Origin of the sequence: Kitasatospora sp. NPDC058046 (assembly GCF_042885595.1) — a bacterium.
Lineage (GTDB): Bacteria > Actinomycetota > Actinomycetes > Streptomycetales > Streptomycetaceae > Kitasatospora.
Genome location: NZ_JBHVRS010000011.1, coordinates 184315 through 203744, shown reverse-complemented (window position 1 = coordinate 203744; position 19430 = coordinate 184315). Strand labels below are relative to the sequence as shown.

General features: G+C 71.8%; 22 protein-coding genes. 13 read left to right on the top strand and 9 right to left on the bottom strand.

Annotation, left to right across the window (positions count from 1 at the left end; genetic code table 11):
- Positions 1–28: 28 nt before the first annotated feature.
- Positions 29–523, top strand: a complete 495-nt coding sequence (locus tag ACFVU7_RS23210; protein WP_388046855.1) for an NUDIX domain-containing protein — start codon at positions 29–31, stop codon at positions 521–523.
- Between the two features lie 10 nt (positions 524–533).
- Here ACFVU7_RS23210 and ACFVU7_RS23205 read toward each other — a convergent pair whose 3' ends face one another.
- The 8 genes from ACFVU7_RS23205 to ACFVU7_RS23170 all read right to left on the bottom strand — a co-directional run bounded on the left by ACFVU7_RS23205 (position 534) and on the right by ACFVU7_RS23170 (position 7122).
- Complete coding sequence (locus tag ACFVU7_RS23205) at positions 534–1202, bottom strand: PolC-type DNA polymerase III (protein ID WP_388046853.1); 669 nt, start codon at positions 1200–1202, stop codon at positions 534–536.
- Positions 1190–2281, bottom strand: a complete 1092-nt coding sequence (locus tag ACFVU7_RS23200) for a DegT/DnrJ/EryC1/StrS family aminotransferase (protein ID WP_388046851.1) — start codon at positions 2279–2281, stop codon at positions 1190–1192. The genes ACFVU7_RS23205 and ACFVU7_RS23200 overlap by 13 nt, the downstream gene beginning before the upstream one ends.
- A complete protein-coding gene (locus ACFVU7_RS23195; protein ID WP_388046849.1) occupies positions 2274–3326 on the bottom strand; it encodes a radical SAM protein in 1053 nt (350 codons plus the stop codon). Before ACFVU7_RS23195 ends, ACFVU7_RS23200 begins: the two co-directional genes overlap by 8 nt.
- Complete coding sequence (locus tag ACFVU7_RS23190; protein ID WP_388046848.1) at positions 3323–3991, bottom strand: thymidylate kinase; 669 nt, start codon at positions 3989–3991, stop codon at positions 3323–3325. The genes ACFVU7_RS23195 and ACFVU7_RS23190 overlap by 4 nt, the downstream gene beginning before the upstream one ends.
- Complete coding sequence (folE, locus tag ACFVU7_RS23185; RefSeq protein WP_388046846.1) at positions 3988–4617, bottom strand: GTP cyclohydrolase I; 630 nt, start codon at positions 4615–4617, stop codon at positions 3988–3990. The genes ACFVU7_RS23190 and folE overlap by 4 nt, the downstream gene beginning before the upstream one ends.
- Before the next feature lie 80 nt (positions 4618–4697).
- The gene (locus ACFVU7_RS23180) at positions 4698–5810 is read right to left on the bottom strand and encodes a glycosyltransferase family 4 protein (RefSeq protein WP_388046844.1); all 1113 of its coding nucleotides are present in this window, start codon (positions 5808–5810) and stop codon (positions 4698–4700) included.
- Positions 5807–6367, bottom strand: a complete 561-nt coding sequence (locus ACFVU7_RS23175; RefSeq protein WP_259316400.1) for a phosphoribosyltransferase family protein — start codon at positions 6365–6367, stop codon at positions 5807–5809. Before ACFVU7_RS23175 ends, ACFVU7_RS23180 begins: the two co-directional genes overlap by 4 nt.
- Positions 6364–7122: a 6-carboxytetrahydropterin synthase gene (locus ACFVU7_RS23170; RefSeq protein WP_388046842.1), complete on the bottom strand. Its 759-nt coding sequence runs from the start codon at positions 7120–7122 to the stop codon at positions 6364–6366. Before ACFVU7_RS23170 ends, ACFVU7_RS23175 begins: the two co-directional genes overlap by 4 nt.
- A gap of 175 nt (positions 7123–7297) precedes the next feature.
- On the opposite strand from ACFVU7_RS23170, the gene ACFVU7_RS23165 reads away from it, so the two are divergent.
- A complete protein-coding gene (locus ACFVU7_RS23165) occupies positions 7298–8605 on the top strand; it encodes a helix-turn-helix domain-containing protein (RefSeq protein ID WP_388046841.1) in 1308 nt (435 codons plus the stop codon).
- Here the strand turns inward: ACFVU7_RS23165 and ACFVU7_RS23160 are convergent.
- On the bottom strand, positions 8585–9223 hold the full coding sequence (locus tag ACFVU7_RS23160) for an HAD family hydrolase (protein WP_388046840.1): 639 nt from the start codon (positions 9221–9223) through the stop codon (positions 8585–8587). The two genes, ACFVU7_RS23165 and ACFVU7_RS23160, sit on opposite strands and share 21 nt — an antisense overlap.
- Positions 9224–9519: 296 nt before the next feature.
- Here ACFVU7_RS23160 and ACFVU7_RS23155 point away from each other — a divergent pair, with 296 nt between their 5' ends.
- The 11 genes from ACFVU7_RS23155 to fxlM all read left to right on the top strand — a co-directional run bounded on the left by ACFVU7_RS23155 (position 9520) and on the right by fxlM (position 19427).
- Positions 9520–10395 carry a helix-turn-helix transcriptional regulator gene (locus ACFVU7_RS23155; RefSeq protein WP_063780036.1) on the top strand — a complete coding sequence of 292 codons (876 nt, stop codon included), beginning with the start codon at positions 9520–9522 and terminating at the stop codon, positions 10393–10395.
- The gene (locus tag ACFVU7_RS23150; protein ID WP_049649459.1) at positions 10392–10622 is read left to right on the top strand and encodes a DUF397 domain-containing protein; all 231 of its coding nucleotides are present in this window, start codon (positions 10392–10394) and stop codon (positions 10620–10622) included. Before ACFVU7_RS23155 ends, ACFVU7_RS23150 begins: the two co-directional genes overlap by 4 nt.
- Positions 10619–10900 (top strand): DUF397 domain-containing protein, encoded by a 282-nt coding sequence (locus ACFVU7_RS23145; RefSeq protein WP_234348198.1) that lies wholly within the window; start codon positions 10619–10621, stop codon positions 10898–10900. The genes ACFVU7_RS23150 and ACFVU7_RS23145 overlap by 4 nt, the downstream gene beginning before the upstream one ends.
- A 120-nt stretch (positions 10901–11020) precedes the next feature.
- Entirely contained in the window at positions 11021–12316 is a 1296-nt protein-coding gene (locus ACFVU7_RS23140) for a helix-turn-helix domain-containing protein (RefSeq protein WP_388046839.1), read from the top strand.
- On the top strand, positions 12313–13197 hold the full coding sequence (locus ACFVU7_RS23135; RefSeq protein WP_387824887.1) for a phosphotransferase enzyme family protein: 885 nt from the start codon (positions 12313–12315) through the stop codon (positions 13195–13197). The genes ACFVU7_RS23140 and ACFVU7_RS23135 overlap by 4 nt, the downstream gene beginning before the upstream one ends.
- Before the next feature lie 315 nt (positions 13198–13512).
- Positions 13513–13704, top strand: a complete 192-nt coding sequence (locus ACFVU7_RS23130; protein ID WP_388046836.1) for a hypothetical protein — start codon at positions 13513–13515, stop codon at positions 13702–13704.
- The gene (locus ACFVU7_RS23125) at positions 13701–15155 is read left to right on the top strand and encodes a hypothetical protein (protein ID WP_388046834.1); all 1455 of its coding nucleotides are present in this window, start codon (positions 13701–13703) and stop codon (positions 15153–15155) included. The genes ACFVU7_RS23130 and ACFVU7_RS23125 overlap by 4 nt, the downstream gene beginning before the upstream one ends.
- A gap of 36 nt (positions 15156–15191) precedes the next feature.
- Positions 15192–15698: a LuxR C-terminal-related transcriptional regulator gene (locus ACFVU7_RS23120; RefSeq protein ID WP_388046833.1), complete on the top strand. Its 507-nt coding sequence runs from the start codon at positions 15192–15194 to the stop codon at positions 15696–15698.
- A complete protein-coding gene (locus ACFVU7_RS23115; RefSeq protein ID WP_388046831.1) occupies positions 15698–17179 on the top strand; it encodes a LuxR C-terminal-related transcriptional regulator in 1482 nt (493 codons plus the stop codon). The genes ACFVU7_RS23120 and ACFVU7_RS23115 overlap by 1 nt, the downstream gene beginning before the upstream one ends.
- Before the next feature lie 170 nt (positions 17180–17349).
- On the top strand, positions 17350–17886 hold the full coding sequence (locus ACFVU7_RS23110; protein ID WP_388046829.1) for a thiopeptide-type bacteriocin biosynthesis protein: 537 nt from the start codon (positions 17350–17352) through the stop codon (positions 17884–17886).
- Positions 17886–19427 (top strand): methyltransferase, FxLD system, encoded by a 1542-nt coding sequence (gene fxlM, locus ACFVU7_RS23105; RefSeq protein WP_388046827.1) that lies wholly within the window; start codon positions 17886–17888, stop codon positions 19425–19427. Before ACFVU7_RS23110 ends, fxlM begins: the two co-directional genes overlap by 1 nt.
- Positions 19428–19430: the final 3 nt, after the last annotated feature.

The window sequence follows — 19430 nt, the reverse complement described above, 5'->3', positions numbered from 1 at the left end:
AGGTGGCCGAGTGCCGAGGAGCAGCGAAGTGATCAAGGAATCGACAGCGAGTGCGTTCGTCTTCCGCGTCGGCGGGGACGGGGAGTGCAGGACAGCTCTGGTGTGGCATCCGCGGCTGGAGCTGTGGCTCCCGGCCGGCGGGCACGTCGAGGTCGACGAGGGGGCGGCCGAGGCCGCGCTGCGCGAGATCGAGGAGGAGACGGGGCTGCGGGCCGAGCTGCTCCCCGGTCCGTCACTTCCGCTGCCCTCCGGCTTCCCGCACAGCGCGCCTGTCGCGCCGTGGTGGGTGGTGGAGATGGACGCCTGCGCCGACAACCACACCCGCGAGCCGCACCGGCACATCGACCACGTGTACGTCGCCCGGGCGGGTGACGACGGGGCGCCTGGCAGCGCGGTGCACGAGGTGCGCTGGTTCACCGAGCAGGAGGCGGCCGAGGTCGAGGGCCTGTCCGAGGACTCGCGCCTTCAGGTGAAGCAGCTCTTCGCGATGATCGCCGACGGGTCGCTGCGCCTGGCGGCGTGAGGGCGGACGGTCAGAACAGGGCGCTCTGCTCCGCGTCCGGGACGGCCGGGGTCAGGCGCTTGGGCTGCAGCCCGGCGGCCATGTCCAGCTCCAGCAGGGTGCGCCACCGGCCGGTGGCGCACCCTGCGGCCAGCAGCAGTTCCAGGACCTGGGCGGTGACCTGGACGTCCGGCATCGCCCGGTGCCGGTCCGCGGGTCTGGGGATGCCGTAGTGGCCGAGCAGGTTGTCCAGCCGGTAGGAGCCGAGCCCCGGCAGGACCGCCTTGGCCAGGCCGATCGTGTCGAGCAGCGGCGTGGCGGCCAGGACGGGGCAGTGCTCGGCCTGATGGGCGATCAGACCGGCTTCGGTGTGCGCGTGGTGGGCCACCAGCCGGTACGGCGGTGCGCTCAGGCGAGCGTCCAAGTCGGCCATCACCTGGGCGGACGAGGGCGCGGTGGCGAGCAGGGCGGCGGTGAGGCCGGTCTGGGCCGTGTCCATCGCGGTGACGGGGACGTCGGCGGGCGGGCGGATCAGTGACTCGAACCGGCCGACCTCCACCAGTCGGCGGCCGCTGGCGCGCAGCGCGAGGGCGGCGACCTCGATCGGCTCGGCGGGCCGTCCGGCGGGGGTGAGCCCCTCGAAGTCGATCACCACCAGGGTCGTGTCGGCGAAGCGGGGATCGCGCATCAGCTCTTCCACGCGGCGGCCTCCTGCCTGATCGTCAACGCCCATTGCTCGATGGCCAGTTCGGTGTCGTGCTCGGTAAACGGGACGGCCAGCAGGGTGTCCACCGTAGCGTGCGCGCGGGGAAGACCGCCGGTGGCGTAGCCGGAGCAGGCCGGGTGCAGGTGGGCTGCGGTGAGGCGGTGGGTGCCGACGCTGTTGGGCACGCCGAGGCCGGCGAGGTGGGCGGCGAAGGCGCGCGGCGCGGGCAGCGTCAGGCGCCAAAGGGCGCTGTAGCCGTTGGGGATGTCGCCGTCGCCCGCGGCGATCGGCTCCAGGCCCGCGGTGCCGTCGACCGCGCGGTGGAGAGCGGCTGCCTGCCTACGGCGGTGCGCCAGCGCCTCGGGGAAGCGTTGGAGGTTGTGGCGGGCGAGGGCTGCGAGCGGCTCGGCGAGGCGGTAGTTGACGCCCAGGCGGCTTCCGGCCGGGGCGTCGGGGGCGGGGCTCTGCCAGTGGGTGCGGTAGGCGGCGGCCCGGTCGCCGAGGGCGTCGTCGTCGGTGAGGAGGTAGCCGCCTTCCCCGCACGCGATGATCTTGCCGTCCTTGAGGGAGAAGCAGCCGGTGTCGCCGACGGTGCCGGCCGGGCGGCCCCGGGTGGTGGTGCCCTGGGCCTGGCAGGCATCCTCGATCAGCCGCAGGCCCGTGGTGCGGGTGTACGCGGCCACGTCGTGGATGCCGTCGGTGCGCCCGGCCAGGTGCACGGCGATGACGGCCTTGGTCCCCGGGCCGGTCTTCGCGGTGAGGTCGGCCAGGTCCAGGCCCCGGCCGTCGGCGCCGGCTTCGACGAACACCGGGCGGGCCCCGGCGGCGACGACGGCGGCGACCGTCATGACGACGGTGACGGCCGGCAGCAGGACCTCGTCGCCGGCTCCGATGCCGCAGGCGGCCAGCGCGGTGGTGATCGCGGCGGTGCCGGAGGAGACGGCGACGGCCCGGCGGGTGCCGAACGCGGCCGCCAGCTCCTCCTCCAGCGCCGTGACCTCCTGGTAGCCGGACGGGTTGGGCATGCGGGCGACGGCGGCGGCCATCGCCTGGTGGTGCGCGGGTTCAGGCACGGTGAGCCTCCGCTCCGGTCGGGGAGAGCACGGGGAAGCCGGTGAGCGGCCACATGTTGACGCAGTCCACGGAGAACAGGGAGCAGTCGGCGCCGCAGCCGGTCGGAGCGGGGAACACGTCCCGGGCGGCCGTGTCCTTGATGGTGCGGTGGCGCTCCGGCGCCGTGGCGGCGATCTTCAGCCCGGAGGGGCAGTCCCACACCGTGCCGTCCGGCTGGACGAAGAAGAGGGTGTCGCCGCCGAAGCAGCCGGGGACCAGGTCGGTGGGCTTGGTGACCGCGGAGGCGACCTGGCGGGCGTAGGCGCGCTCGGGCAGCACCAGCGGCAGCTCGGCGGCGTACAACTCGTCGAAGTGCTGGCGCAGTTCGGGCGCGCGCTCGGGGGTGAGGGACAGCGCCTTGGCGAGCTTGTGGCCGGGGTCGAGGGCGATCGGCTGCGGGACGGCGTAGTCGCAGCCCAGCGCCACCGCGAGTTCGGGCACAGCGATGATGTCCGTCAGGTTGCGGGCGGTGATGACGCTGTAGATGCCGACCTTGGGACGGGGCGCGGGCCCGCGGGACTCCAGCAGCGCGCTGATCCCGGAGACAACGGCCTTCCAGCCGTCGCCCTCGCGGCGCGGCGGCCTCCACCGGTCGTTGTGGACCGGGTCGGCGGAGTCCAGCGACACCGACACCGCGTCGACCCCCAGCTCGATCAGCTGATCGCACAGGTCCGCCCGGTTCAGGGCAACACCGCTGGTGCACACCACCACCTCCAGGCCGCCTGTCTTGAGGATCTCGATCAGCTTGATGATCGGCCTCCACAGCAGCGGCTCCCCGCCGGCCAGGAACACCCGGCCGACCGGCGAGTCGGCCAGCGTGCCCGCGAAGGCCAGGACCTGTTCGGTGGTCAGGTCGTTCGGCGACAGGTGGGAGAGCACCCCGAGCTGGGTGGGCATCTGCATGCTGTGTTCGGCGACGGTCCCGAAGTAGCAGTACCGGCAGCCGTGGGACGCGCAGAACGAGCGCAGGCCCCACAGCAGGCTGACCGTCTTCCCCGGCTTCACTCGGCCACCCCGTCCGCGGTCGTGGCGGCCGCGTCGCGGCACAGCCCGGTGATGAGGTCGACGGCGTCGGCTTCGCCGATCAGCTGCCGGTCCAGCACCACGTAGCCGTCCGACACGGCGGCCAGCTGGTGGTAGATCCGTCCGGCACGGGACATCAGGGCCCGCTCGTCCCGGCTCGCCGCCTGGCCAGTGCGTCGCTCGAACCGGGCCCGGCACGCGTCGGGGTCGTCGGTGAGCAGCACGGTGGTCGTGGGAGCGGGCCGCCACCCCCGGATCATCTGCTCGATGGCCAGGGACCGCTCCAGTGCCCAGGCGTCCGTGGCGCCGGCCGCCTCGGCGAGGACGGCGGCCTGGTAGACGGCCACCGACGCCGGACCGCGGTCCTCCAGCACCATCCGGCCGGGGCCGACAGGGGCGAGCGCCTCGTGCCGGTGGACCTGGAGCGCGGCCAGCAGCAGCGTCTCGGTACCCGGGTGGCCGGTTCGCAGGAACCGGTCGCCCTCGCTGTGCAGCGCGGCGATGACCTGGCCGGGCAGGCCGGTCGGCGCGGAGTCGGGCAGTTCGACCAGCGGCACGCACACCGGGCCCAGGGCGGCGGCGGCCAGGCGGCCGAGGTGGCTCTTGCCGACCCCGTTGACGCCTTCGAGCGTAACCACGGCGCTCATCGCGCACCGCCGGCCAGTGCGGCGACGCGGCGCAGCCGCTCCACCGCCGCCATGTCGGCGGCCAGCGGCTTGAGCAGGTACTCGGTGGCGGTGCGGGTCCCGTGGGCGCGTACCCCGCGCGCCACCATGCACGAGTGGTCGCCCACCATCCACACCGCCACCTGCTTGCTGCCGGTCAGGCGGGCGACGTCCTCGGCGATCTCGGCGCCGAGCCGCTCCTGCAGCTGGAGCTTGTGAGCGTGCTGGTGGGCGATCCGCACCAGTTTCGACAGGCCCAGCACCCGGTCGACGGGAGCGTAGGCGACGACTGCCTCGACGGTGAACGGCAGCAGGTGGTGCTCGCACAGGGAGGCGGTGCGGATGCCGCCGACGGCGACGCACCCCTCGCCCTCGGCCTGGTACTCGAAGGTGGTGTCGGTGGTGCCGGCCTCGTGCCCGAGGAACTCGGTGAAGAACCGGGTGACGCGGGCCGGGGTGTCGGCGAGGCCGGGCCGGGTGGGGTCCTCGCCGAGCGCGATGAGCAGGTCGCGCAGCAGGGTCTCGACGGCCGTGGCGTCGATCGGGGCGCGGGTGCCGGAGTCCGGCCCCGGGTGCGGTTCGGCGGGGGCTGGCAGGGTGGTCTCCACGAAGGTGTCCTCCACTTGTCCGTGGGAAGGGTGACGGGGTCGCACGGGTCGCCCGTGCGACGAAGCGTCGTGCGGTGGGCTCAGAGCCCGAGGGCGTCCAGGAGGGCTCGGGCGGACTTCTGGGGCGTGAAGCGGGTGATGCGGCCGGGGGCGGCCGCACTGGCCCGTTCGTACGGGCCGGGGTCGGCCAGCAGCTCGGCCACGGCCGACCACAGTCCCCCGGGACCGGCTTCCAGCGGCACATAGCGCCCGGCCTCGCCGGCCAGCAGCGGCACGTTGCCCAGGTCGACACCGACCACCGGGGTTCCGACGGACAGGGCCTCGGCGGCGGTGAAGCAGAACGTCTCCGGCACCTGGGTGGAGATGACGGTGGCGGCGGCGCCGGCGAAGAAGTCCGGTACGTCGGCCCAGCCGAGCGCCGGCAGGATGCTTACCAGGCCGGGACGCCGGGCTTCGACCTCCCGGCAGGCGGCCAGGGTCCGGGCCTGCCCTCCTCTCTGGAGCTCGAACCCGGCTTCGGCCAGGACCAGCTCCACGGGCCGGTCCCAGTCCGGGGGCAGTGCCCAGAGCAGTTCGGCCAGGCCCTTGGCCGGGTCCGCGCGCGAGACGATCCGCACCGGCCCCGTCTCCCGCAACTTGGCCCGCTCCCCGGCGGTGGGAGGCTCGATGAGGGTGTGCAGGGCGTTGAGGACCGGCCGCCAGCGGCTGGTGTCCAGACCGGCTGCGGACCCGCCGTCGGCGAGGTAGTCGCTGGCAGGGCAGACGACGTCGGCGGCCGCCAGCGCGTTCTGCCAGCGCTGCTCCGCGCTGGGGCGGATCTTGTGGACCATCAGCGCGGTGGTGACTCCGGCCGGGGCGGGGCTCAGGTAGCCCAGGCCCCACAGGGTGTCTCCCCAGCAGACCGCGTCCGCGCCGTGCTCGGCCAGGACGGACCGGACCTCCGCCGCCACCGGTGCGGGGTCGGCGAGGGCGGCCAGCACGTCCGCGTTCGTCGCCGGGTGCGGCAGGGTGACGCCGGACAGCCGGATCAGGCCGGTCTCCAGGTGGTCCAGCGGACCGGCCGGGCCCGCCGTCAGCACCAGCGGCGTGTGCCCGAGCTCCCGCAGCCCCTTGACCAAGGCGCCGATCGACCGGTCGATACCCGACGGCTGGTCGGGCCGGTAGGACAACAGCACCAGCGCGACCCTGCTCACGACGCTTCCTCCGCTCCCGCCGACGCGGACGCCTCCCAGGGGAAGACGACCCAACCGCGGACCGTCTCCCCGATCCAGGTCACCGTCTCGCCAGGCGGCCTGTCGCCGGTCCAGTTCGCCTCGTTGACCACCAGCACGGCGCTGCGCACCCGGGCGGCACCGGCCTGCTCCACGATCCGCACCGCGCTGGCCAGGGCCTGGCCCGTGCCTACCACGTCGTCCACCACGAGCACGTCCAAGCCGTCGAGCCCGCCCAGCGAGGCGGGGTTGCGGACCATGGGCTCGGTGGTCTTGGCCGCGTTGGCGCTGTCATCGACGGTGTGGGTCACCTCCAGCGCCCGCACGTCGCGGACACCGAGCTGATGGGTGAGCAGCACCGCCGGGACCATGCCGCCGCGCACGACGGCCACCACGGTCTGCGGCACCCCGTCCGTCCGGATGGCGGCGGCGATCCGGGCGGCCTGCGCCTGGACGTCGTCCCAGTCCAGGTGTCTGATGCTGCTTCCCGGCGCAGCGGCTCCATCGGGGGAGGCGGCCGCCGTGGCCCGGGTGCTCACGCCGCCTCCAGGGTGAACTGCGACCAGGTGCTCGCCGTCTCGGACACGCGGACCGTGAAGGGGCGCCCGCCCACGGCCGTCAGCTCCTGCTCAACGAGCCACGCGGTCAGCACCGCTGCCAGGTGCTCGCTGGTCGGGTTGAAGTCGAAGACCGTGTTGAGGACCTGCCCGTGGAAGCGCGAGAGCACGACCTCGCGCAGCTTCCCGGGCACCGGCAGCAGGTTGTCCGGCTGGTCCGGGTCCGGGAGGGTCACCAGGTAGGCGTGGCCGTGGTGGCGACCGCACTTGTGGCCGTCGGGCAGATCGCACAGCCAGTGCCGGGCCCGGAAGCGGACGGCCTCATCAGCGGCGGGGTCGGGGAGGCGGCCGGTGAAGACCCGGACGTCGTCGAGCAGTTGACGCACGTCGTCGGGCAGGTTCTCCTGCGCCCACGCCCGGACATGGGCGACGATTCCGGCGTCGGTGGGGTCGGCCAGGATCGTGTCCAGGTCCTGGTGGTCCAGGACCTGGTCGACGTGCTGCTGGAGCCCGGAGAGGTCACCGAAGTCGCAGACGAAGCCGGGCTTTGTCAGCTCAGTGGCCGTCAGGACGAGTTCCACGGTGACCAGGTCGCTGCCGTCGATTCCGTCGACCGTGCGGGCGATGTCGCAGTTCGCCCGCTTGCCGATGGTGTAGGTGCCACCCGCCGGGAGGCCCGGGAGCCATCCGTTGGGCAGAGGGCCGGCCGCCGGGTCGGCTTCGAAGGGGGAGTTCATCGTGCACCTCTCGAGATCAGGGGTACGAGGCAGAGCATGGCGCCGCGGGGCCGGGGCCCAGCTCCGACCAGGCGGAAGTGGCAATCTGTGCTGAACCGAGCACACACCGCCAGCGTCCCGGGAACAATGGCTGGGGCCGATCCACGAGCGATCCCAAATCCCGAGGAGCGTCGCGATGTCCGAGCGACTACGGAACGACCTACGGCAGGCGCGCCGGGACTCCGGGATGTCCTGGGCGCAGTTCTCCCAGGCAACGAGCTTCACACCGGCGTATCTGCGTAACGTGGAGAACGGGAACAGATCATTGACCATCGACGTGGCCGCGGCCTACGACCGCGCGCTGCGAACCGACGGCAAGTTCGAGAAGGAGCTGGCCAACGCCAAGGCTGCGCCGTCCGCCGTTCCGTGGGGTCAGGACGGAGCGGCACTGACGGTCCTCGCCGACCTCGTGGACGGGAGAGCAGGCCGAGTGGATCGCCGGGGGTTCGTCAAGGCCGGTGCCGCAATGTCGGCATCAGCGGGAGGATGGGCCGGCGCTCTGGGCATCGCCCGCCCCAGCGCACCCGTCGAGAGCGCGCAGAGCGCCGGGGGCACGGCTCTGTTGGTCAACATGGCCGGCCGACTCGAGCTCCTGCGCAGGTTGGACGACGAGCTCGGCAGCGGGGAGGTCCGCAGGCAGGCCTCCGGGGAACTGTCGCTCGCGGTGACCCTCCTCAAGGCCGGCCGCTACCGGGGCACTGCCGCGAACCGTCTCCTCCGGCTCGCGGGTGAAGCCGCACGGCAGGTCGCCTGGTGCACCTTCGACCAAGGCCGCCCCGGTGTTGCCCAGCGGTACTTCGACGCGTCCCTCCGCGCCTCCGCCGAAGCAGGCGACGCAACCGGGGGCATCTACACCATCTCGTTCGCAGCCGTCCAGCTCTACTCCACCGGCCAGGCCGACCGCGCGGTGGCCCTCCTGGAGACCGCCCGCTCGCAGCTGCGGCGACACAGCACCCCCCGCATGGAGGCGATGCTGGCCGCCCGCACCGCCCGTGCGATGTCGAAGACCACTGCCAAGGCGGCAACCGGCCGCCAACTCCGCCTGGCACACGACATGCTGGACAGAGGCCCACAGGACGACGAACCCGAGTTCCTCTACTGGGTGACCAGGTCGGAGGTGGAGATGATCGCCGGTTCGTGCGCGCTCGACCTCGGCGACCCGGCCGAGGCGTTGCGCCGCTTCGAGGCCGGCATGCGGGCACACCCCAGCGTCGACGAGGAGTTTCCCCGCAGCCATGCCATCTACCTGGCCCGCGCCGCCGAGGCCCACCTCGTCCTGAACGACCTCGATGCGGCCGTCGCCGCCGCCTGGCAGGCGGCCGCTTGCCTCGGTTCCGTCGACTCCGCCCGCTCCTCCTCCCAGCTCAAGGGACTGCGGGTCAAACTCGCCCCGCACGCCGCCTACCGGCCCATCGCGGACTTCCTACAGGCCGCTGCCGGGTAGGTGCAGCAGCTCGCGCAGACGCCGGGCCACCACGTCCTCGTCCAACCCGAGCAACGGCGTGAACCCGAGTCCGGCGGCGGCCTCAAGGTTCGACTCACTGTCGTCAACGAACAGGCACTCATCCGCGCCCACACCGAGCTGGTCCAACACGATCCGGAAGATCGCCGGATCCGGCTTGCGTACGCCGACGTCGGCGGAGAGCACCACCGCATCGAACGTACCGGCGAGGTCGAATCCGGAGTACGGGTCGAACGGCTGGCGGCCGAGCGAGTTCGACAGCACCGCCGTCCTGATCCCGGCTGCACGCGCCTGGCGAGCAACGCGGAGCACCGGGTAGGCGGGGAAGGCGTCGTGGAGGTACCGCGCCATCAAGCCGGCAGGCTCGACGCCGATCAGGCCGCCGAACCTCGAGTTCCACTCCTCCTGGGTGATCTGGCCGAGCTCGAGCCGACGGAACAGCTCCTGTCCCTCCGGTGAAGCCCACCCGCGAAGGAACGTCCCGCGGACGATCTTCTCCCGATCCTCGAACGCCTGGATCACCTCGACCATGTTGAAAGTCAAGACACCGAAGAAGTCGAATACCACCGCGCCGAACCCGGTCGCCGGAGATGTCGTCATCCCGGCAGCCTAGGCCGCCCGCCAGGCTCCGGGAACTCCGCGGCATCGGGACCGTAGAACTCCTCGCGGGCAGCACCCGGCTCACCGGATCCCGGCAGGACCCGGGTCGCCAGGTCACCGGCATACCGCAGCACGCCTGCCGGCGCCTGGATCCATGGGAGGATGCCGCGCTGATACGGCCCTACGCATGATTGGCAAATTGCCAATTCTGTTGCCATACACATGCCGTACATGGTCCGACCCGCTAAGCTGACGGAGCGACAGAATCCTCGGACCACGGCTTCACGGAGGAATCGATGACGCCCGCCGTCCCGCAGCAACCGCTCGCCGCACGCAGCAGGTTCGGCGCCGACCTGCGACACCGGCGCGAAGCCTTCGGCTGGACCGCCGAAGAGGTCGGCGCTCGGATCGGATGCAGCACTTCCAAGGTCACGAGAGTCGAGACCGGCAAGCGCAGCGCCACTCCGGCCGACTTCGAGGCCCTCATGGACCTCTTCGACGTCTCCGAGTCGGATCGAGGCCACCTGGAGGCCCTCTTCCGCCGGGGACGAGCGCGCACGGCCATGTGGTGGGACGCCTACGCTGACGTCCTCAGCAGCAGGTACACGGAGTTCATCTCCTACGAGCACGAGGCTGTCGCCGCGGCCGAGTACCAGGTCGCGTACATACCGGCCCTCCTGCAAACCGAGGCCTACGCCCGTGCAGTCACCGAGGTCGGCTTCGCGGCGCTCGGCCCGGACCAGGTTGACAGCCTGGTCGAGGTCAAGAGGATGAGGCAACGCCGTCTGCGCGACGAGGTCCCGCTTCGCCTGACGGCCGTCATCACCCAGGCCGCGCTGGAATTCGAGGTGGGAGGACCGTCCGTCCAGGCGGCTCAGCTCCGCCATCTCCGGGAAACCGCCGACCTGGAGTCCGTAGACCTTCGGGTCGTCCCCTTCGACAAGGGGGCCGAAGGCACGTTGACCGGCGCGTTCACCCTGTTCCAGGGCGACGGCCAGGAATCGCCGGGCACCGCTTTCGCCGAGGCCGTCACGGGCACGATCGTCGTGGACGACGCGCTCGGGCTGCGGCGTCTCGCCCGTCTCCATTCCTACCTCCTGCGAGCCGCCCTCGGTCCCCAGGAGTCGCTGGCACTGATCGCGAAGACCGAGAGAAGACTGACCGCATCATGATCGAGACAAACCGCCTCTACTCCGTTCCGCTCGACAATGTGCTCTGGCACAAGAGCAGTTACACCGCGAACAACGGCAACTGCGTCGAGCTTGCGACCGTGCCAGGGCTTCCGGCTGTCGCCATCCGGGACTCGAAGAACCCGGAGATCCCCGCGCTCAGGTCCGGTGCCGGTCAGGTTCGTGCGTTCATCCTCGCCCTCGCGGCCGACACCCTGGTCGAAGCGTGACAACGTACGTGCCGGCCGCCAAGTCGGACCTCTACACGCTCGACCTCCGCGTAGCTCGATGGATGGTGGCCCCGGAGAGCGATCCTGCGGATCGCCTGGAGGTGGCCATCCTCCCGAACGGCGCCACCGCACTTCGGCACTCGGCCACGGGGAGGGTGCTCTTCTTCACCGCGGCAGAGTGGACCGCCTTCGTTCGGGGCTGCCAGGACGGCGAGTTCGAGCAGGACATCGACACGGCCGAGTGCCAGGCGATCCTCGTCAAGGCCGTCCGGCCTTGACGAGGGCGCCTGGCCCACGACGGCAGATGTGTGGAAGCACCGATTCCCGGTACAGGTGAGGAATCCTCCCGGCCGTGGGGACAACGAGATCGGTCCCCACGGCCGGTCGAAGGGGGCGAGATGGCGGCACGGCCCAACATGCTGCACCCGGAGCGTTCGCCCGAGGAGTGGCTGGGCAACGAGATCCGGCAGTGGCGCATGCTGAGGGGTTACGGGCAGGACGAACTCGGCGCCTTGGTGCACCTCAGCGGCGATCTGATCGGCAAGATGGAACGCGGTGAGCGCAGGTGCCTGCCGCATCACGCCGAGGCGCTCGACATCGCGCTGGACACCGGCGGAGCACTCGCCCGCAGCCTCGTGCTGGTGAACATGCAAGTGGGCCTTCGCGGCGAGGACGACTCCGCCGTCGCGACCGCGCAGGCAGCCCATCCCTCAGCAGCATTCGTGGACAGCCTGAGCCCGATCGCGGTTCCGCTCATCCAGCCCGGCTCAGGACCTGGCTCGTCGGTGCTTCCAGGGGATATCGCCCACGTCGAGTCCGCCGCCGCCGTCCTGCGCAGCTGGGACAACTTGCACGGTGGAGGTGGTCTCGTTCGGGAGACCGCCGTCGCACAGCTTCGGTGGGTCAGGGGTCTGACCGAGGCGCCGTGCAGCAGTCCGCTACGCCCGAAGTTGCTCACCGCGGCGAGCCGTCTCGCCTCCGCCGCCGGCGCCGTTCTGCTCGACACGGGCGAGTTCGCCGAGGCCGGCCGACACCTTCGGTGGGCGACAGAGCTCGCGGAGGAGGCAAGTGACTGGTCGGCACGTGCTGTCTCCTTCAACCTGCGCTCCCGGCTCGCCACTTGGTGTGAGCAGTACGAGGACAGCGTGACCCTGGCCGAGCTGGGCCTCGTCCGGTCCGACCGGCTCTCCCCCGCCGAACGCGCCATGCTGAACAACGCGGCAGCACGAGGGCACGCCCGGTTGGGCAATCGCCAGGCAGCTCTCGCGGCCATCGGACGGTCCGACGAGGCGTACGGCCAGGTCCGGGCAGCCCAGGAGTCCCCCTGGATGAGCTACTACGACGACGCGCAGCACCAGGGCGACACCGGCCATGCCGTCTACGACCTCGCACTCACCGGTCACGCGGTCGACGACGCGCTCTACCGGCTCAGGAACGCCGTCGACGGACACTCTCAATCGTTCGCCCGATCCAGGACCTTCAGCCGGACCAAGCTGACCGGCCTCCTGCTGGTCGTCGGAGACCCCGACGACGTGCTGCCGGAAACCGAGCTGGCCATGGCCGAGGTCGCCCGGCTCCGTTCGCACCGGGCCGTGCGGGACCTCCAGGAGCTGGCGAGCATCGCACGCCGGTACGAACGGCACAGCGGGCTCCAAGGCCTGCACCTCCAGATCGCCGCTACGGTAGGTGGGTGACTACTGCCAGCGGTTCCCATGCCGTCCTGCTCAGGGCATGTGCCGAAGCCGGTCTGTCCGCCGACGGTGCCGAGCTGATCAGGCTGGGCGAGAACGCGTTGTGGCGACTCCCCGAAGGTGTGGTGGCCCGGATCGCCCGCACCGGCCAACGGCCCGCGGCGGTACAGGAGATCGCGATAGCCCGGTGGCTTCACGAGAGCGGCCTGCCCGTCGTCCGTCCGTTGGACGCCTTCTCCGTCCCCGTCCTCGTCGGCGACCGGCCCGTCACCTTCTGGCACGAGCTGCCGCCCCATCGACCGGGCACCGGCGCGGACATGGCTCCGCTCCTCCGCAGATTGCACGAGTTGCCCGTACCCGAGCACATCGATCTCGGCCTCCTCGACCCGCTCGTCCGGATCGCCGAGCGGATCGCCGAAGCGGTCACCCTTGATGACCACCAGCGCAGTTGGCTACGAGGGCACCTCGCGGACCTCCAGGCTGCCTGGGACGACCTTCCGCTCGGAGAGCCGCTCTGCGTGGTCCACGGAGACGCCTGGGGCGGCAACACCGCGGTCACCCGGAACACCACCTACCTGCTCGACTTCGAACGTTCCTCCCTGGGCCGGCGCGAGTACGACCTGGCAACGATGGCAGCGGGCTTCACGAGCTTCGGCAGCATCACCGCCCAGCAGTACGAGGCGATCTGCACCGCCTACGGTGCCGATGTCACGGACCAGCCGAGCTTTCCGGTCCTGCGCAACATCCGCGAACTGCGCGTCACCTGCTTCGCACTCCAGCTCGCTGCGGCCGATCCCACACGGCATCGCGAGCAGGCCCACTACCGCCTCGCTTGCATCCAAGGCCGGGAAGGGGCCCGTCCGTGGGGCTGGACGGTCATCTGAACTCGCCGACACCCTCTGGGATTCGGTCGAACGACGATTCCTGACCCCCCTCCTTCATAGGCGTAGGTGGGTCTGTCCCTCACCGCTTCCCTGACTGTGCATGCCTTCGCAGGCTGCCAGCCTCCGTTCATGGGGACAGCTTGCCCTGTCCCCATGAACATGAAGGGGACACTCGGGGTTGTCCCCTTCAACCCCCTCCCGCTCGTACCGCCTCCCTGGCCACTCTTGACGTGTCGGAGACGCCGCCACCGGCGCTCCCGTCGGGTCCCAGCCGATCCACGTGCTTCGACCCGCCCCCCACGTTCCACTCCGGCCATGGAGGCTCACGTGTTGCGCCATCCGCTGTTCCTGAAGGACCCGGTCACCGGCGACGCCGGTGTGCCGGCCGCTACCGACGTCGGCTCGATGCTTGCCGTGGTGTGCGCGAGCACCGAGCACCTGGGCAAGGTCGCCTTCCACCTCGCCCAACCGGCCGACAACGGACCCGCTCTGACGGAGCCGGCGTGAACACGACCACTGCCGCGAACAGCGCCGGAGCGCCTCGACGGCCCCTGCCGCTGCCCGGCCTCCTCTCGGCCGTCCACATCCTCGACCCCCACACCCCCGGCATCGCGGGCCTGGCCTCCTATCTGGCCCGGAGGCACGCTCGGGTGACGGTCTCGCCGCCGCGCCCCGATTCCCGCCCCGACCTGCTCCAAAGGCTCGAACGGTGCGGTGTCGGCCTTCGGGCGGCCACTCCCGGGACGGCCTCGCTGATCTGGGGCGGGGACAACACCGTGGTGCACGAGGTCCTGGACCACGCCGTCGGGCGAGGCCTTCCGATACTGGGCTACGGGCGGGCCGTCGAGCTGCTGGCCGCCACGGCGCCGACCACGGTCGCCGTCGCCGGCAGCCACTCGACCACCATGGCCGCCGCCGCGCTCACCTGCGCGCTCGTCAGCCGCGACCCCGGGTGGATCCTCGCCGAGGCGCCCAAAGGGGACTCCGCCGGCTACGGCGGCGGCGGAGAGCTCCTGGTGGTGGACCTGTGCCCGGACAGCTCCGGCCACGACGCCTCGCCGCCCGGCTGGCGCTTCCGCTCCCTGGGTGAAGGCCTCGCCCCTGCCGTGACACTGGTCACCGCCGCGGAGGCCGCACCGCCGAGCTGGTGGAACCAGCAGGAGGCGCTGGACCAGATGGAGGCCCTCGCCCGACGGAGCGGCACGGTGGTGCTGTGGGCCGCCCAGCCCGGCTGCCTGGAGCTCGCGGACCGGCTGCGCCGACGCCGGGGCCCGAGCGTGGTGACCGTCGGCCGCGGCGCCGACATGGACGTGCAGGTCCTCGGGAGCTTCTGGACCGGTGAGGAGCACCGCGTCACCGTCCAGGCCGGCGGCGAGCGTCACACCTTCACCGTGCCGGTCGCGGGGACGAACTCCGCCATGGCCGTGGCGACGGCCTGGGCCGCGGGCTGGGCGCTCGGTGTCCCCGGCCACGAACTCGTCGACGGGCTCGGCGCGTTCGCCGGCGTCGAGAGGTCGCTGACCCGGCTCGGCACGAGCGGTGGAATCGACGTCGTGGAATCCATCGCCGTGCACCCGAGGGAGATCGAGGCCGACCTCCTGGGTGCCCGGATGCTCACCGAGGGCGCGGTGGTGGCCGTGTACGAGCCCTCCGGGCATCTGCGGTCGAACACCCTCGCCGGCCTGATCGCCGACGCCCTGACGGCCGCCGACCGGACGGTGCTGCTGCCCGTCCACTCGACGTTCCCCCGTCACCACAACCGCGTCGACGGCGGCGAGAGCATCCTCACCGCCAGTCCCACGGGCACGGTGATCCGCTACGAGCCTGGCCTGGACCAGCCGGGCCCCGAATCGCTGGTCGCCTCCCTCGTCCGACGGGGAGACCTGGTCCTGACCATCGGCCCCCACGCCGCCCGCCGGATCGGGCCCTCCCTGCTGGCCGCCCTCGACCGGTCGTAGCCTCCCATCCTCCCCCGCTTCTGCTGGAGATCCGCCATGCCCGCTTCCCGCCCCGTCAAGCCCGACCTGTCCGAGGCCGACGTCCTCCTCCTGCAACAGCTGGCCCGCGGCGCGCTGTACGGGGCGATCAGCCGGGCCACCGGAATCGAGCAGTCCAGGGTCGGCGCTGCCATCCTCACGCTACTGCCGAAGATCGGAGCGAAGTCGCGCTTCCACGCCACCGCCCTGGGCGCGGGATGGGGCCTGGTGCAGGAGGTGCACCTGATGAACCCCATCGGCAACCCGCTGTCGGCGCAGCACATCGCCGTCCTCGCCGGGCTGGTGGGCGGCGAGAACCCGACCGTCACCGCCGAGCACCTGGGCCTGGCCGTGAACACGGTGAAGACCTACACCCAGACCGTCCTGAGGACGCTCGGGGCCCGGTCGCGGGAGCAGGCGAGCGCCGCGGCCGTTCTCGGCGACCTGGTGCCGCTGCGGGCACTCGGCGTCGGTTGGCCGGCCGTGAAGCTCAGCAGGCTTCGGCAGCGGGCGAAGGCGTGCTGATGCGTACGGAAGTGGCGTCCACGGCGCCGGCCGCGCAGTTCGTCGCGGTGTTGGACAGGGTCGGTCTCGGGATGACGAACGCGGCGATCGGCACGGCCATGGATCTGAGTGTCGACACCGTCAAGTACCACCTGCGCCAGGCGTACGACCGGTTGGGGACGGCGAACCGGGTCCAGGCCTTCGCCTGGGCGTGGCAGTCCGGTCTGCTCACGCGTTCGGCCCCGACGGGTGCTCCGCCGGCTCTCACGGACGAGCAGACGCTGATCCTGCGGATCTGGGCGGCGGGTGGGAACCGCCTCGACGTCGCCCGCGCGCTGGAGGTCCGGGAGCGCGCGGCGGAGCTCTACGAGGACGCCGTGCTGGACGTCTTCGGCACGCGCAAGCGCGTTGTCGCCGTCCGCCGAGCACTGGAACACCAGCTGATCGACCCGGCCGGGGACACCCTGGCCGGGCTCACCACACCCATGGCGGCCGATTCGGGCCAGGGCCGCACCAGGCACCACCGGACGAAGGGAGCGGCCGGTGCGTCCGGACCCGTAGCGACGACCCCGGCAGAGCTCTGCCACCGTTCCGATCCGGTGGAGCGCGCCGTCGCGATGCTCCGGTCCACGCGCGGTCTGGTCGTACACCTCGGCGCACTTGCCGCCCTTCCGGAAGTGCCGTCGCTGGCGGAGGTTCTGGCCGGGGCCGCGCCTCGCGGGGTCGCGCCGACCGTCGTCCGGCTGGTGCACCAGGCGCTGGCCCTCGGTGTCCCGTGCGCTCTGGTGCTTCCTTCAGTGGCGGTCGATCCGGACCGTGCCGTCGGAGTGGTCGGGCTGAGAGCGGCCTGGTCCTGCGCCGTACGCCAGGGCGCGCACAACGGCACCGCCGCCTACGTGGCCGCCGCCCACCGCCTCGGTGCACCGGCCGACGACCTCCTGCTCGCGTGCACCGCCGATCAAGTACCCGTGGCCGGGGAAGCCGGCTTCCGCCGGGTCCTGGCGACCACGAGCTTCGTTCCGAGGACGGAGCCACGACGTGCCCCTGTGCCCGAGCTCAACGCGCTGGAGCGGCGGATCGCCGAACTCGCCGCCGAGGGGCTGACCATCGCCGAGATCGGCGGCCGGGTCCATGCCGGGGAGTACCTGGTCCGTCACCGCCTGGCCGACCTGCGCCGACGCGCCGGCGCCGTGGACGACGCGCACCTGGCCGTCCGCCTGATCACGACGGAGCTGATCGGCACCGAGCGGCTGCGCGCCGGGCTGCCCGACCGCGTGCCCGAGCTGGATCAGGCGGGGCGAGCCGTGCTCACGCTGATCTGCACCGGGACGATGAGCGAGGCCGGGGCGAACGCCGCCGGACTGAGCCTGCGCGAGGCCCGCACCGTCGAGGCCAGGGTCGTCCGTGCGCTCTCGTGGCGCGGCAGCCGCACCCACGCCGCCGCCCTCGCCCTCGTCACCGGCCTCGTCACCCTGCCTCCAACACCTCTATGGGTTGGCTGATCCGGACCGCCTCCGTCGCTGAGAGCCTCCCGATCTGGGCGGCTTCCGGCCAGTGATCCCGGTGGGGTGCCGCTCCGCACACTGAACGGCACCCCACCCCCGCCGCCTCGCGCTCTCGCTCCGGGCGTCTGCCTCCTGACCGCCTGACCGCTTGACCAAGGACCGTTTCGATGACCACCGGCTGGATCCAGCACGACCTCACCTTCGCCGACCCTGCCACCGTCGAACAGATCACCGCCCACCGCCTGGCCCCCGTCCTCGCCTACGGCCAGAACTCCGGCGCGCTGAACGGCTGGTGGTACATGCGCAAAAAGGGGCTGCGACTGCGCTACCGCGCCGCCGACCCCGCCCTCGTCATCACCGCGCTCCTCGACGTGCTCGCCAAGGAGGGTCTCCTCACGGGCTGGGCCACCGTGATCTACGAACCGGAAACCGAGGCGTTCGGCGGCCCCGACGCCATGGAGATCGCCCACCGGCTCTTCCACACCGACAGCCGGCACCTGATGGCCCGTACCGCCGAGCCTGACCCGCCCGCACTCGGCCGGACCGAGACCCTCGTCGTCCTCGTCTCCGCCATGCTCCGCTCCGCCGGCCTCGACTGGTACGAACAGGGCGATGTCTGGGCCAAGTTCGCCGAACTGCGACCCGAGCCGCCCGCCCTCGCACCCGTACGGGCAGCCCCCTGGCCACCGCGATGCGCCGCCTGATGACCCTCGACACCCGCCGACTCACCCACCCTGGTGAACCGTTCGCCGGCCAATCCGACTGGGTCGACGCCTTCGAGAAGGCCGGACAGGACCTCGTCCGCCTGGCGCGCGACGGCCGCCTCACCCGCGGGCTACGCGCCGTCCTCACCCACCTGATGATCTTCCACGCCAACCGCGCCGGCGTGCCCGTCGAGCACCAATCCGCCACTGCTGCACGCGCGTTGGAAACCGTCTTCCATTCCGGCGAGGGCCCCACGTCCTCGCAGCCCACCATCCGCACAACCACTAGGGTCGCCGACGTGACTACTCTCAGCAATAGCGCCGCCACCTCCGCGGAGCAGCTGCGCAACAGCCTTACCGACCGTCTGCTCGCCCAGAAGCACATCACCAGCACCTCGGTGGAGCGTGCCTTCTGCACCGTTCCCCGCGAGCACTTCCTGCCCGGCTTCCCTCTGGAGGCCGCCTACGCCGACAACCCCACCTACACCAAGACCGACGGGTCCGGCACCCAGATCAGCGCCGCTTCCCAGCCCGCCATCGTCGCCCTGATGCTGGAGCAGCTCGACGCCCGGCCCGGCCAGCGCGTCTTCGAGGCCGGGGCCGGGACCGGCGTCAACGCCGCCTACCTGGCCACCATCGTCGGCCCGGACGGACACGTGGTCGCCGTCGACGTGGACGACGACCTCGTCGACGGCGCCCGCAAGCACCTCGCGGACGCCGGGATCACCAACGCCGACGTGGTCCTCGGCGACGGCGCCCTCGGCCACCCCGACGCCGCCCCGTTCGACCGACTGATCGCCACCGTGAGCACCAGCGAGGTGCCCACCGCCTGGCTCCAGCAGGTCAAGCCCAGCGGGCGGATCGTCCTGCCGCTGCGTCTGCGCGGCACCGCCTCGCGCACCATCGCCTTCGAGCGCGGAGAGAACGGCTGGGTGTCCGTCGACGACCAGCTCGCCGTCTTCATGCCGCTGCGCGGCAGCATGGACGACGCCCGCCGCACCGTCGCCCTGACCCACCAGGGCGACGTCACCCTCCAGGTCCACAAGGACCAGAGCGACGCGGTCCACGCCGACCTGCTGCTCGGCGTCCTCGACACCGAGCGCCACGACGTCTGGACCGGCGTCACCATCCCGGCCGGCACCACCTACGAGTACCAGGACCTGTGGCTGGCCCTCACCCTCCCCAACTCCCTGATGCGGATGAGCGTCACCGGCAACGCCCGCGAACGCGGCGTGAACCCGATGTTCGGCTGGGGCGCCATGGCCACGATGGACGCCGGTTCCCTCGCCTACCTCACTCTGCGCCCCGGCCCACCCGACACCGACGGCCGCAAGACCTACGAGACCGGCGTCATCGGCCACGGCCCGACGGGCGCCGCCCTCGCCGACCTCGTCACCGACCAGATCCGCACCTGGAACACCGGCTACCGCAGCCGGAAACCGCGCTTCGAACTCCCTGACTCCCCCGCCACCACTGCCCCGGACGCCGGCCGCTTCGTCCTGGACCGCCCCCACCACCCGATCACCGTCATCTGGGAGTAGCCC

What these genes read in the sequence shown, in the direction of transcription:
- ACFVU7_RS23165 (WP_388046841.1), top strand. Translation starts at nt 7,298, where the DNA reads ATGTCCGAGCGACTACGGAACGACCTACGGCAGGCGCGCCGGGACTCC.
- ACFVU7_RS23170 (WP_388046842.1), bottom strand. Translation starts at nt 7,122, where the DNA reads ATGAACTCCCCCTTCGAAGCCGACCCGGCGGCCGGCCCTCTGCCCAAC.
- ACFVU7_RS23155 (WP_063780036.1), top strand. Translation starts at nt 9,520, where the DNA reads ATGACGCCCGCCGTCCCGCAGCAACCGCTCGCCGCACGCAGCAGGTTC.
- ACFVU7_RS23120 (WP_388046833.1), top strand. Translation starts at nt 15,192, where the DNA reads ATGCCCGCTTCCCGCCCCGTCAAGCCCGACCTGTCCGAGGCCGACGTC.
- ACFVU7_RS23190 (WP_388046848.1), bottom strand. Translation starts at nt 3,991, where the DNA reads ATGAGCGCCGTGGTTACGCTCGAAGGCGTCAACGGGGTCGGCAAGAGC.
- ACFVU7_RS23140 (WP_388046839.1), top strand. Translation starts at nt 11,021, where the DNA reads ATGGCGGCACGGCCCAACATGCTGCACCCGGAGCGTTCGCCCGAGGAG.
- ACFVU7_RS23115 (WP_388046831.1), top strand. Translation starts at nt 15,698, where the DNA reads ATGCGTACGGAAGTGGCGTCCACGGCGCCGGCCGCGCAGTTCGTCGCG.
- ACFVU7_RS23150 (WP_049649459.1), top strand. Translation starts at nt 10,392, where the DNA reads ATGATCGAGACAAACCGCCTCTACTCCGTTCCGCTCGACAATGTGCTC.
- ACFVU7_RS23110 (WP_388046829.1), top strand. Translation starts at nt 17,350, where the DNA reads ATGACCACCGGCTGGATCCAGCACGACCTCACCTTCGCCGACCCTGCC.
- ACFVU7_RS23160 (WP_388046840.1), bottom strand. Translation starts at nt 9,223, where the DNA reads ATGACGACATCTCCGGCGACCGGGTTCGGCGCGGTGGTATTCGACTTC.
- fxlM (WP_388046827.1), top strand. Translation starts at nt 17,886, where the DNA reads ATGACCCTCGACACCCGCCGACTCACCCACCCTGGTGAACCGTTCGCC.
- ACFVU7_RS23130 (WP_388046836.1), top strand. Translation starts at nt 13,513, where the DNA reads ATGGAGGCTCACGTGTTGCGCCATCCGCTGTTCCTGAAGGACCCGGTC.